Here is a 12,994-nt window from a genome sequence, read left to right as displayed (position 1 = left end):
CGTGCGGAACCCTTTAGAAGCAGGCCTAGGAAGATCAGGCCGCCGACGAACTCGATGACGATGCTGAGCACCGAATCGAAGGCCAGGATGCGCTCGAGCACGACCTGGCCGCCCACGACGCAGATGACCGCGATGAGCACTGCCGCCGGCAGCACGTGGACATGGCGGTGGCTCGGCATGATCTGCCACGCGAGGCTGGCGACCAGCAGGCCGAAGAAGGTCACCGGGCCGACCAGCGCCGTGGAGACCGAGACCAGGATCGCCACGATCACCAGGACGATCGAAACGGTCCGCGTGTAGTCCACCCCGAGGTTCACGGCCATCTCGCGCCCGAGAGCGAGCACGTCGAACCTGTGCATGATCCGCCAGCCGGCAACACTCGCCACACCGATCAGGATCGCAGAAACGGTGAGCAGGTCGGTTTCGGCGATGTTGAAGCTGGCGAACAATCGGTCCTGCAGGATCGCGAACTCGTTGGGATCGATGATGCGTTGCAGGAAGCCGGAGATCGACCGGAACAGGACGCCGGTGATGACGCCGACGAGCAGCAGGAGGTGCAGGCTGCGCCGTCCCCCGGCGAACAGCCAGCGATAGAGCAGACCCGAGAACAGCACCATCGCCGCCACTTCGCCGAGAAAGAGGAGGCGCGAATCGGTGTTCTGGACGAGTGTCGGGCCGAGCTGGAAGACGAGCAGCGTCTGGATGAGCCCGTAGAGCGCATCGAACCCCATGATGGACGGCGTCAGGATGCGATTGTGGGTCACCGTCTGGAACAGGATCGTCGAGACGGCCACGGCATAGGCGACGAGGACCATGCCGGCCAGCTTCACGCCTCGAAACGGCAGCACGAAGTCCCAGCGCCCATTGGCGCCGAGCGTCATGAAAGCGATGACTGCCGCGAGCGCGAGAAGGCCGAGCAGCGCCAGTACGGTCCGCTGCCCGAACGCTGCCCGCGCGGGCCCGGGCGATATCCGGGAATCAGCCGACACGCGCATTCTTCCGGAGCAGCAGATGGAGGAACAGCGCACTGCCGATGATGCCGGTAACGGCTCCGATCGGCACCTCGTATGGGTAGAGGACGACTCGTCCGACGATGTCGCAGGCGAGCACGAAGCCCGCCCCGACGATCGCTATCCAAGGCAGGGTGCGTCGCAGGTTGTCGCCCATCGCGAGGCTCACCACGTTGGGCACGATGAGCCCCAGGAACGGAACCATGCCCACCGTGGCGACGACGGTCGCGGTGACCATGGAGACGATGACGAGGCCGAGCGCCACGATGCGGCGATAGTTCAGGCCGACATTGGTCGCGAACGCCTCACCCATTCCGGCGACCGTGAAGCGCCCTGCGGCGACGTAGGCCACCAGGGTGAGCGCGAAGGAGATCCACAGCAACTCGTAGCGTCCCTGCAGCACGCCGGAGAAGTCGCCCATGGTCCACGCCCCAAGCGATTGCATCATGTCGTGGCGGTAGGCGAAGAAGGTCGTCACCGCGCTGATGACGCCGCCGAGCATGATGCCGACAAGCGGCACCACGAGAACCGACCGCAACGGGATCTGCCGCAGGATCGCGAGGAACAGGGCTGTTCCAAGGAACGCAAAGAGGGCGGCGACGATCATGCGCGCGAACACGGGCAAATCCGGCGCGAGCAGCATCACCGCCAGGATGCCCAGGCTCGCGGATTCCACCGTTCCCGCCGTCGAGGGTTCGACGAAACGGTTGCGCGCCAGCATCTGCATGATCGTGCCCGAGACCGCGATGCCGGCTCCGGCCAGGATCAGCGCAAGCGTGCGGGGCACGCGGCTGATCATCAGGACTTGTGCAGCGCGGGCCGAGGTATCGTCGGACAAAAGCGTTTCGATCGAAACGTTGCTGACGCCCACGAAAAGGCTTGCCGCAGCCAGTATCGGCACGACAGCGACCGCCGCGAGCAACCAGACGCGCTCGGTAGCGGGTGAATGGGCCGGTGTGATCTGCGTGGGGTTCATTCGGGCTGTGTGAGGATCGTAGAGTGCCGGCCGCACGGGCCGGCACTCCCTCCGAAACGATATGTGCGCAGCGGCGTCTATTCTTTGCGGAGCGCTTTTGCGATCTGGTCCGCGTTCAGCTGCATGGCCTGCAGTCCGGCACCGATCAGGTACCATCTCGCCGGGTCGAGATACACGACCTGGCCGTTCTTCCATGCCGTGGTCTGGGCGACGAGTTCGTTGTCCAGGTACTGCGCGGCCGACTGGCCTTCGCGCCCTACCGCTGCGTCGCGATCGATGACGAACAGCCAGTCCGGATTGGTTTCCAGGATCAGCTCGAACGAAGCCGCGTGGCCGTGGTTGGAAGTCTTCAGGTCTTCGCGCGCCGGCGTGATGCCGTAGTCCGAATAGAGCACCCCAAAGCGCGAACCCGGACCATAGGCGCTCATCTTGCCGCCGGTGGTCAGGACGATCAGCCCCTTGCCGGCCTTGGCGGCTGCTTCGCGCGTCCCGGCGACGGTCGCATCGAGTGCCGCAAGCTTTTCGGCCGCCTCGCTCTCCTTGCCGAAGAGACGCGCAAGTGTGTCGATGTTCTTCTTCGCGCTGCCGACGAAGTCCTTCTGGTCCACGGTCAGGTCGATCGTCGGCGCAAGGGCCGCAACCTGGTCATACTTGGCGCTGGAGCGTCCGCCGACGATGATCAGGTCGGGCTGCAAGGCGTTGAGGGCCTCGAGATCCGGCTCGAACAGCGAGCCGACCTTGGCATAGTCCTCGCCATTGTACTTCGAGAGATAGGCCGGGAACCTGGCCTTGGGCACGCCGGCGATGTCGACGCCGAGCGCATCCAGCGTATCGATCGTCGCAAGATCGAAGACGACCACCTTCTTCGGGCGTTCCGGCAGCACGATCTCGCCCTTGGTGTGCTCTATCCGAAACTCTTCCGCGGAAGCAGCCTGGAGTGGGACGAGCATGGCGGCCACGCCCAAGGCGGCGTTCAGCAATTTGCGGCGATTGATCATCTGTTCTTTCCTCGTTGGCGAGCGCACGGGACGTCCCGTCCCCCCGCCCTGTTCATCAGAAGTTGGTTGTCAGGCTGAGCCAGAAGCGGCGGCCCTCGCCGACCGTGTTGAAGTCGGTCGCGTCCTGTTGCTTGTCGAAGAGGTTGTAGACTGCGCCCTTCAGCATGACGTTGTCCTGCTCCCCGAACGCATAGGAGGCGCCCAGGTCGAATGTTGTGTAGTCGTCGTACTTGCGGCCCGTCTTGCCGTTGATGACGACGGGCGTCCCGTTGGTGCCGATGCGGGCGCCCGAGGCGATCTCCTCGCCATGATAGTTGACCGCCGCCCATGTCTGCAGGGTTTCGAGCGGCGTCCACTCCACGCGCAGGCTGGCCATGTGTTCAGGAGTGCGCGCCAAGGGAAACCCGGCGAAATCTCCGGTTTCCTGACGCGAATGCGTGTAGGTATAGTTGCCCCGGAAGGTCAGCGTATCCGTCGCATCCCATGTCGCGGTGAGTTCGACGCCCTGAATGGTCGCATCGTCGATGTTGTAGTTGTACCAGAGGCGATAGTTGGGGTCCTCCGACCAGCGAACCGGAACGCCGTTCTCGTCGAGGACGAGGGCGTTGGAGATCTTGTCCTTGAAGTCCGTATAGAAGTAGGTCGCGCCGACGGTGATGCCCGAATAGTTGTCCCAGATCGCGCCGATCTCGTAGCTGGTGCTGCTTTCGGCCTTGAGGTCGGGATTGGCGAGGATGACGCCGCAGGTGCCTTCGGGACCGTAGGAGCAGCCCCCGCCCCCGGTCGTGTAGGCGTAGTCGGGCGAGATGCTGCGGATGTCGGGCGCTCTGAAACCAGTCGACATTCCACCCTTGATGGTCAGCTGTTCGATCGGCGTCCAGACGCCGTAGAGACGCGGGCTGACCTGGGCGTCGTAGAATTCGTGCTTGTCGTAGCGCAGGCCGCCATGCAGCGCGAACGTGTCCGTCATGCGCCACTCGTCTTCGGCGAACAGCGCCCATTGAAGCGCACCGAACGATTCGTCGACACCCGCACGGCGGCCCGGGTTCTGGTCGGTCAGCTTGGCGTCGAAAACCTGGCCGCCGACCGTCAGCATGTGGTCGCCAAGCGCCGTGAATGGCGTGATGAACTTGCCGTCGAGCACCGTGTTGCGGATTTCGGGCGATCGCGGGTTCGCCACGAAGTCGCCCATTGCGGGCGTCCAGGTGTAGTTGGTCCGCTCCGCCCATTCCTGGGACAGCGAGAACTCCGAAGTCGTCCAGCCCCACCGCCCGGTGTGGCTGATCGACCAATGGTCGCGGTTGTTCTGGTTGTAGGTGCCGTTCGCATCGGCCGCGAGCGTCTCGCCGGCGCTGGCTTCGCGCTCCACCCGTGTCGTTCCCGCTTCAAGCAGGACGTCGTGGTTCTCGTTCGGCGTGAAGGTGAGCCGGCCAGTGATGTCGCGCTCCTCGGAACCCGTGACGCCGGAAAGGAAGCTGTCCTCGCCGCGCCGCAGGCCACGTCCCCAGACTTGGAGACCGATCCTGTCGTCGATCAGCGGCCCGGCGCCGTAGAAGGACACCTGTCCGGAATCGCCGAACTTCCTGTCATTCTGGACAGTGCCGTCTGCGGTGATCGAACCGTGCCACTCGCTGCTGACCTTGCGGGTGATGATGTTGATGACGCCGCCCATCGCGTCCGAGCCGTAGAGCGACGACATCGGTCCGCGCACGACCTCGATGCGCTCGATGGCCGCGATCGGCGGAATGAAGCTCTGTTCAAATCCCGAATTGCCGTTGGTTCGTGCGTCGCGCGTGCTCTGCCGCTTGCCGTCGACGAGGATCAGCGTGTACTGCCCCGGCAGACCGCGGATGAAGATGTCCTTCTCGTTGGCCACGCCGGTGACCGCCACACCCTGTACCTCGCGCAAGGCATCGGTCAGGTCGCGGAAGGTGCCCTTCTCGAGTTCCTCTCGCGTGACCACGGTGATGGATGCGGGGGCGTCCTTGACGTTCTGCTCGAAGCCCGTTGCCGTGACCACAATGCGGTCGAGCTGGGTGGCGCCGGACTTCTTCGCTTCCTCCTCCTTCTTCTCCTCGGCCGTCTGCGCAAGCGCTGGTCCTTGGACGACGAGCAGCGCGCAGGTGTTGACCAGCATCTTCCGATGCGAAGCCAGGAAGGTTGATGCCTTGAATGTGAACCCCATTGCGCCCGTCCAAAACTTGAGTATTTCGGTCTTCTTATGTAGCGGACGTATGAGGTCAACCGACGTGTTTTTGACCGATTCCAAATTCAGAAAACCGCAAGATGCCCATGAGGAATTCCCCAAACCCCAAGAACCAGCCCCCCGGTGCGAAGCCAGGGACGAGCGATAGGAGATCTTCCGTTCCCGATGCGCCGCCGTTGTCGCGCCTGCGTCTGCTCGTTGCCCTGGATGCCCTTCTGGTCGAGCAATCGGTGGGACGCGCGGCTGAGCGGATGGGGCTCACCGCACCTGCGATGAGTCGCCTGCTCAAGCAGATTCGTGAGATCTACGGCGATCCGATCCTGCGCAAGACAGGTCGTGGCATGGCTTCAACGCCTTTTGCCGAGCGCCTCCGACTGCGCCTCCGCGCACTCGCCGAAGAAGCATCCGACCTCCTGCAGCCCCAAGAACTCGCGGAGCCCTCCGCCGGACAGGCAAGTGCATCCAACCGCCTGCCGCTGTCCTCGGCGCCGGCATTGTCGCTGGCTCCAGTCATCGACATAGGCGGTCCCACCTCGAAAGAGTTCGCTGCGAAGCTCGCCGCCATCGGGCCGCGCGCCCTGCCGCAACAGCGGCTCGCGAGAGCGATCGCAACTATGGGCGCCGGGGCGGGCCGCAGCCGCCCCCTGACCATGCATGAAGCGCGCGAGGCCTTTGCACACATCCTGGCGGGACGAGCGGATCCGATACAGGTGGGCGCATTCCTCTCGATCATGCAGTTTCGCCATGCGACTGCTCCCGAACTGGCGGGCATGGCGACGGCACTGCGCGAACATATCGCTGCCGGGCCGCCGCCATCGGGCGATGTTCTGCTCGATTGGCCCGCCTATCTCTCGCCCAAGGCGCCTTTGCAACCGTGGTTCCTGATGGCCGTCAAACTCGTCAATGCCGCTGGCACGCGGGTGCTGGTGCACGGCGGCAGAGGCCTGCTCAATGAAGGCGAACGGCTGAAGACGGCAGCCGAGTTTCTCGGCATTCCTGTCGCCGCCGACGTCGAGGACGCAAGATCCCTGGTCAACCGAACCGGTCTGGCCTTCCTGCCGGTCCTGCGGCTCTCGGATCAGCTGACGGCCCTAATGGCGCTGTATCCCCTGTTCGAAATGCGGTCGCCGATCAACCAGTTGGTCCACCTGATCAATCCGCTCAACGCCTCGGGCCTCATGGTCGGTGCGGTTCAGTCCTCCCACCGGAATCTCATTCGGGAAGCGGCCGAGCTTCTCTGCTGGCGCAATGTGCTGGTGACCTCCACAAATCGCGATGTCGCAGAGGCGACCCCCCTTCGATCGACCACCATTTTTCGTGTTGCCGACGGCACATCTTCGGAAATGACGATACCTGCCTCGACGCTTCCCGCAACCGAACGCCCGACTGGGCTGTCGAGCTTCGAGTATTGGAAGGCTGTCTGGCTGGGACAGGCGCGCGACGAAGCGCCAATCAGGAAGGTCGTCGACACTGCCGCCCTGGCGCTCATGAACGCAAGGAAAGCGTCAGCCACCCAATGGCCGCGCCTGCAACTCGAGGCCACCAAGCTTTGGCGCAACCGGCTGGGTATGGTGGCGGCGCCGTGATCGGTCAGGCGCTGGCGGTGGCCACGGGGCCGGAGCTGATTGCCTCTTTCGGCATGGCGATTTGCATTTTGGGGATTCGCGCTCGCCAGCCGGCATTGGCGTGCAACGAGTTGGTTGAGGGGACCCTTCATCTCCAGATTTCGCGCGGCGAAGCCAGTCGCGACCTTCTGTTTCCCAATGATCTCGCACGACCGGCACGGCCAGGGGCGTGACCCGACCTCTTACGAGACAGCGCTCCGGGCTGTCTTTCGAACCTGAGACAAACTTCAGGCCTCGCCTGGCGCTGATGCTGGTTCACCGATCCCGCTCGGAGAGAGCATAGGCTTGGGTGGATCGAAGGCCACGGGCGCTCGCGGCGCGACGTCGACATGCAGTGAAAACACATCGGGGCGGGCGTAGTGACCAGCAACATCGAGATCGTACCTGCCTCGGATCACATCATCCAGGTCGATCGTCGCAGCCAGGACACCCTCTTGGCCGCGCAGCGGACCCGCAATGATTTCGCCCATCGGATCGACAATCACGCTGCCGCCCTTGATGAGCTCGGTCCCCGGCGCTTCTCCGGCGAAGGCAGCATAGTCGTCCGGCGCATCGGCACGCGTCATGTACTGGCATGCGCTGAGCGTAAACATCCGGCCCTCATAGGCGATGTGGCGCATGGACGACTGCCAGATTTCGCGTTCATCGACAGTCGGCGCACACCAGATTTCTACCCCTTGTGCGTACATCGCCTGCCGCAGTGGGGGCATGTAGTTTTCCCAGCAGATCGCTGCGCCGATCTTGCCCACCTGGGTGTCGAGGACAGGCATCGTGGAGCCGTCGCCCTGTCCCCAGACCAGCCGTTCGCTGGCAGTCGGCATCAACTTGCGGTGCTTGCCGAGCAAGGCGCCGTCGGAACCGAAGAAGAGGGCGGTGCAGAATAGCGTCGCGCCGTCGCGCTCGATGACCCCGACAACCAGATGCGCCTTCATATCGGCGGCGAAGCTGCCGATCGTACGACATTCAGGTCCGTCGACCTCAATCGCGGAGCGCCAATAACGCAGATATTCGTCGCGGCCGGCCGGCGTACGCGTGCCTATACGTGCGCCGAAGTCCAGCCCCTTCGGATAACCCCCCACATAGGCTTCGGGAAAAACGGCAAGTTCGACGCCTTCCTGCTTCGCTGCCTGGCAATGAGCGGCCATGCGCTCGAGGGTCCGGGGAAGGTCGAACAGACTGGTGCCGGCTTGAACGACGGCGACGTGATGTTGGCGCATGGAGGGCTCCTAAAGTTCCGCGCAGATTGGCTGGACGTCGTTCATCAACCGCATTCGGTGATGCACAGGGTGTCGCTGGCGTGGCGCGGCGATAATGATGCAGATCCCCAAACCCGGTGGGTTCGTACGCTACGCCGGATGTCGTGGTCGGGATCAGCATCAGCGTGGTGATGACACGCCCTAGACCGACAGGAATCGTTCCGCCAACCTGGCCCACATCGCCGCGCCAGTCGTCAGGCTGTCGTCGTTGAAGTCGTACTTCGAGCTGTGCAGGATCGCCGAGTTCTCACCGTTGCCAAGGCGCAGGAAGCAGCCGGGCCGGTGTTCCAGAAAATAGGCGAAATCCTCGCTGCCGGGGATCATCGGGCAGATGCCCACCTTGTCGTCGCCCACCAGTTCCTTGACCACGGCCGTGGCGAAGGCTGTCTCCTCTTCCGAATTGATGACGACCGGATAGCCGTGTTCATAGTCGATGGAGACGCTGGCGCCATGCGCCTCAGCGATCGACGTCGCGATGTCACGAACCCTCTGCTCGAGCGTGTTGCGCACTTCCGGCGAGAAGGAGCGGATGCTGACTGCGATCTCGGCGGTTTCAGGGATCACATTCGATGCCGTGCCGCCGTGAATGGTTCCGACTGTCACTACAGCGGTTTCCGTCGGGTTCACGTTGCGGGACACGACCGTCTGCAGCGTCATGACCATGTTGGCTGCGACCACAATCGGATCGACGGTCAAATGCGGACGCGATGCATGGCCGCCGCGGCCGGTGATCGTAATCCTGGCGGTGTCTGCAGCCGCCATCAAGGGCCCCGATCGCATCAGGAAAGTTCCCGCCGCCGCGCCGGGATGATTGTGGAGGCCGAAGATTGCGTCGCAGGGGAAGCGCTCAAAAAGCCCGTCGTCGATCATGGCCTGCGCGCCGCTGCCCTTTCCGGCCTCCTCGGCCGGCTGGAAGATCAGATTGACGGTGCCGTTGAAATGCCGCGTGCGGGCCAGATATTCGGCCGCGCCGAGAAGCATGGTCGTATGGCCGTCATGGCCGCAGGCATGCATCTTGCCGCTAGTCGCGCTGGCGTAGGGAAGGCCAGTCGCCTCCTGAATGGGCAGGGCGTCCATGTCGGCGCGAATGGCGATGCTGCGTTCGCCCTCGCCCTGCCTCAGTCGGCCGACAACGCCGAGGCCGCCGACATTGCGCGTCACTTCATAGCCCCAACCTTCGAGGCGCTCTGCGACATAGGCGGCCGTTTCGTGCTCTTCGAAGGACAGCTCCGGATGCGCATGCAGGTGTCTGCGCGTCGCCACGAGCTCGGCGGCCCGGTCGTCAAAATCCGAAAGTTGGGCAAACTGGTTTGAGGCTTGAGGCATGAGGCGTTCTTCCTTGGTCAGGCGCGCCGATCAGATGAAGCGGCTGAGGAAAGTTCTGGTGCGGGGATGCTTTGGATTGGTGAGGACCTCGGCCGGTGGACCCTGTTCCACCACCACGCCTCCATCCATGAACACGACGCGGTCCGCAGCCTCCTTGGCGAAGCCGATTTCGTGAGTGACCACGATCATTGTGAGCCCGTCTTTGGCGAGGTCGCGCATGGTCGCCAGCACCTCGCCCACCAGTTCCGGATCGAGCGCGGAGGTCGGTTCGTCGAACAGCATCAGCCGCGGACGGATCGCCAGCGCGCGGGCGATCGCCACTCGCTGTTGTTGCCCGCCTGACAATTGGCGGGGATATGCGTCCATTTTCTCTGCCAGTCCGACGCGGGTGAGAAGCTCGCGGGCATAGCGCGTCGCCTCTGCCTTGCTCTGCCGGTGGACGCCGATGGGCGCCTCGATGACGTTTTCCAGTGCCGTCATATGCGGGTAGAGATTGAACTGCTGGAACACCATGCCGATCTTGCGGCGCTGGAGTGCAATCTCGCGGCTGGAAAGCTCGTTGAGGCGGCCGTTCTTGAGCCGGTAACCGATCTGCTCCCCATCAACTTCGATGAAGCCCTGGTCGATCGCCTCGAGATGGTTGATGCAGCGAAGGAACGTGGATTTCCCGGAGCCCGACGGCCCAAGGATCACCACCACCTCGCCGGCGGCAACGTCAAGGTCAATGCCCTTGAGCACTTCCAGCGGCCCGAATGCCTTGTGGACATTGCGGGCGCGCACGAGGGCGGTTTCAGACGCGCTCATCGGCGGCTCCTGCTGCAGGTGCAAATTTTTCCTTTGGCCGGTCCACGACCGCCGCACCGCGATCACCGCGATTGTAGTAGCGCTCGATGGCGCCCTGCGCGACGTTCAGGATCGAAGTGATGAACAGGTACCAAAGCACGGCGACCAGCAGCATCGGGATGATCTCGAACGTCCGGTTGTAGATCGACTGGACGGAATAGAGCAGATCCGCCATGGCGATGACGCTGACCAGCGAGGTCGCCTTGATCATGCTGATCAGCTGGTTGCCGGTCGGCGGCACGATAGACTTCATCGCCTGCGGGATGATGATGCGCCACAAGGCGCGCATTTTCGTCATGCCGAAGGCTTCCGCCGTCTCGGCCTGCCCCTTCTCCACCGACAGCAGGCCGCCTCGGATAATCTCCGCCATATAGGCCGCTTCGTTGAGCGCGAGACCGACAATGGCGGCCGTCAGGGGTGTGATGAGGTCGTTCGTGTCCCAGCTCGCAATGCCGATGGAAATGCGCGGGAACAGCGTCGACATGTTGTACCAGAAAATAAGCTGCACAAGCAGCGGCGTCCCGCGGAAGAACCAGATGAACAGACTGGCCAGCGAAGACGCCAGCCTGTCCTTCGACATGCGCGCAATGGCGAGGACCAGGCCGAGCGCGACGCCGATGATCATCGCCACGACGGTGAGCCCCAGCGTTACCGACAGGCCCTGGATGACCGTCGGGTCGAAGAGATACTCAGCGACGACAGGCCAGCCGAAGTTCGGATTGACCGCCACGATATAGGCGAATCCGAGGGCAACGGCCAAGGTGAAGGCCCACAGGGCCAGGCGCGCGATGGGGAAGGGTACGTGCGCGCGTTTGACGTCGCGCAGCGTATCGTCCGACTGGATCGGTGCGGAAGTGGATATCGCCATTTACTGCCCCTGGTTGATGCCGGGCGCGTCGATCATGTTGTTCTCGAGGCCCCATTTCTTCATGATCTGGCCGTAGGTCCCGTTGTCGATCAGGATCTTGAAGGCGTCGTGAAGCACGCCGCCCAACGGCGAGTCCTTCTTCACGACGGCGCCCTGGTAGATGTCCTTGAAGCCGTTGGCCTGGCCAACGCCCGCCAGCTCGAGCTGGCCCTTGGCCTGCTGCACGAAATAGGTCAGCGGCGCCTGCGACGAGAAAAACGCATCGGAACGCTTGGACCGCACGGCCAGGATGGAGCTTGGCTGGTCGGTGAAGGACTGGACCTCAACGGCGGGGTTTCCGGCGGCGACGCATTTCTCGGACTGTTCCTTGATGACCTTTTCTGCCGAGCCGCCTGCCATCACAGCGATGCGCTTGCCGCACGCCGTGTCCAGCGAGGAGATGCCCGACGGATTTCCCTTCTCGACGGCGAAGACGACGTACTCGCGCGCCCAATCGATGAAGTCGTTGGCCTTCTGGCGGTCGGGATAGTCGCCGACGGGCCCCATTGCGAACTGGTAGCGCCCGGAATTGACGCCGCTGAGCAGAGCCGGCAGGCCGGCAACCGATGCGTGGTTGATGGTGATTCCGAGCAATTCGCCGATCGCGGTCGATATGTCCTTGGTCGCGCCCGTCATCTCGGTTCCGGTGATGATTTCATAGGGCGGGAACGAGCCATTGTTGACGGCAATCATCTTGCCATCGTCGAGAATCTCCTGGGGCAGGCGCGCGCGGAGTTCTTCGTTCTGGGCCTGTTTCTGGATTTCCTCGGCCGAGGCCGTGTTTGCAGCAAGCGCAGCCATCAGTGAGGCCAGAATGCAGATCGCTTTCTTCATGGTACTCTACTCCCTTGGATGGATTGGGTTCGGCCTGGCCTATCGCTCAGACTCAAACGGAAAAAGCGACTGAGGCGTGAGGTCGGACTGCAAGATGCCCTGCTCGCGCAGTTCCGTGATGAAGGCCTCGATCATCCCGAAATTGGCATCCAGTCCGCTGTCGTTCCACGTCGGCTGCAGGTTGCGCGCCGAGCGCAACAGCTCGTCGAACATCCACGGCGTTGTTTCGGCATATTTGCGCCGCTTGGTGGTCCACAGCCGCTGGCTCTCGTCGACCAGCCGCGTCAGCTCTGCGGGCAACCAGGGATGCTGTTCGGCAATTCCGGCCTTGACTGCGACGATGTGCATGCCGGGCACATATCCGACGTCGTCGAAATAGGCCTTCTCGGCCGCCGGGAAATCGGACAGCAACTGGCGAAAACCCGAGCCATTCTCGAAATATCCGTCCGGCATGAACGGGGTGAAAACGGCGTCGAGCTCGCCTTCGGCAAGCAATTCCATCATGGGACGTTCGCCAGGCGCAGCCTCGATACGGCCGGGGCGACCAAAGCCATCCAACCGGTCGACAATCGGATGGCTGGCCGTCAGACGGCCCGCAAACCAGTAAGCGTCTTCAACACCGACGCCTTCGCGCCGCAGCGCAGCGCGCGTCCAAGTGTTGCCCGAGTCTCGCCAGCCGGTAATGCCAATGCGTTTGCCGGCAAGATCAGATAGCCTGGTCAATGGGCTCGCTTCGGTTGTGATGACACATCTGTGCCGAAAGCCGCGCATGATGAAGCACGGCATGCCGACCACGGCTTCTGTCCCCTCTGCCATCGCGGAGGTGTAGCGGCTGAAGGAAACTTCGGCGGCATCGTAGACGTCGCTCGTCGCAAGATCGGGAATAAGCGTTCCGACTCGGTCGACCTGAAGATCAATCCGGTCCGACGTGACGTCGCCAAGGATCATCGGCGTGAGATAGTCCCAATCGCGGGTGGCGATTTTGATCGGAACGCGCATGAAGTTTCCTCTGC

General features: G+C 63.2%; 11 protein-coding genes. 1 reads left to right on the top strand and 10 read right to left on the bottom strand.

The window, feature by feature from the left end; all coding sequences use genetic code 11:
- The 4 genes from PD284_RS26255 to PD284_RS26240 all read right to left on the bottom strand — a co-directional run.
- The coding region (locus PD284_RS26255) for an iron chelate uptake ABC transporter family permease subunit (protein ID WP_274631296.1) at nt 1–989 on the bottom strand (989 nt) is incomplete at its 3' end.
- Nucleotides 979–1,986 carry an ABC transporter permease gene (locus tag PD284_RS26250; RefSeq protein WP_274631295.1) on the bottom strand — a complete coding sequence of 336 codons (1,008 nt, stop codon included), beginning with the start codon at nt 1,984–1,986 and terminating at the stop codon, nt 979–981. The genes PD284_RS26255 and PD284_RS26250, both read right to left, overlap by 11 nt.
- 77 nt (nt 1,987–2,063) lie before the next feature.
- Complete coding sequence (locus tag PD284_RS26245; protein WP_274631294.1) at nt 2,064–2,984, bottom strand: siderophore ABC transporter substrate-binding protein; 921 nt, start codon at nt 2,982–2,984, stop codon at nt 2,064–2,066.
- Nucleotides 2,985–3,039: 55 nt separating this feature from the next.
- Nucleotides 3,040–5,121 carry a TonB-dependent receptor domain-containing protein gene (locus PD284_RS26240; protein ID WP_411956298.1) on the bottom strand — a complete coding sequence of 694 codons (2,082 nt, stop codon included), beginning with the start codon at nt 5,119–5,121 and terminating at the stop codon, nt 3,040–3,042.
- Between the two features lie 245 nt (nt 5,122–5,366).
- On the opposite strand from PD284_RS26240, the gene PD284_RS26235 reads away from it, so the two are divergent.
- Nucleotides 5,367–6,776, top strand: coding sequence for a glycosyl transferase family protein (locus PD284_RS26235; protein WP_274631292.1), 1,410 nt, complete (start codon nt 5,367–5,369; stop codon nt 6,774–6,776).
- Nucleotides 6,777–7,042: 266 nt separating this feature from the next.
- Here PD284_RS26235 and PD284_RS26230 read toward each other — a convergent pair whose 3' ends face one another.
- The 6 genes from PD284_RS26230 to PD284_RS26205 form a co-directional block, all read right to left on the bottom strand.
- On the bottom strand, nt 7,043–8,032 hold the full coding sequence (locus PD284_RS26230; RefSeq protein ID WP_274631291.1) for a carbon-nitrogen hydrolase family protein: 990 nt from the start codon (nt 8,030–8,032) through the stop codon (nt 7,043–7,045).
- Nucleotides 8,033–8,212: 180 nt separating this feature from the next.
- Entirely contained in the window at nt 8,213–9,397 is a 1,185-nt protein-coding gene (locus tag PD284_RS26225; RefSeq protein ID WP_274631290.1) for a M20 aminoacylase family protein, read from the bottom strand.
- Between the two features lie 30 nt (nt 9,398–9,427).
- Complete coding sequence (locus tag PD284_RS26220) at nt 9,428–10,201, bottom strand: amino acid ABC transporter ATP-binding protein (RefSeq protein ID WP_274631289.1); 774 nt, start codon at nt 10,199–10,201, stop codon at nt 9,428–9,430.
- The gene (locus tag PD284_RS26215) at nt 10,188–11,108 is read right to left on the bottom strand and encodes an amino acid ABC transporter permease (protein WP_274631288.1); all 921 of its coding nucleotides are present in this window, start codon (nt 11,106–11,108) and stop codon (nt 10,188–10,190) included. Before PD284_RS26215 ends, PD284_RS26220 begins: the two co-directional genes overlap by 14 nt.
- Nucleotides 11,109–11,981 carry an ABC transporter substrate-binding protein gene (locus PD284_RS26210; protein WP_274631287.1) on the bottom strand — a complete coding sequence of 291 codons (873 nt, stop codon included), beginning with the start codon at nt 11,979–11,981 and terminating at the stop codon, nt 11,109–11,111.
- Nucleotides 11,982–12,020: 39 nt separating this feature from the next.
- A complete protein-coding gene (locus tag PD284_RS26205) occupies nt 12,021–12,980 on the bottom strand; it encodes a substrate-binding domain-containing protein (RefSeq protein WP_274631286.1) in 960 nt (319 codons plus the stop codon).
- Nucleotides 12,981–12,994: the final 14 nt, after the last annotated feature.

The sequence above is a fragment of the Mesorhizobium shangrilense genome (genome assembly GCF_028826155.1).
GTDB lineage: Bacteria > Pseudomonadota > Alphaproteobacteria > Rhizobiales > Rhizobiaceae > Arvimicrobium > Arvimicrobium flavum.
This window is presented reverse-complemented; position numbering and strand designations above follow the sequence as displayed.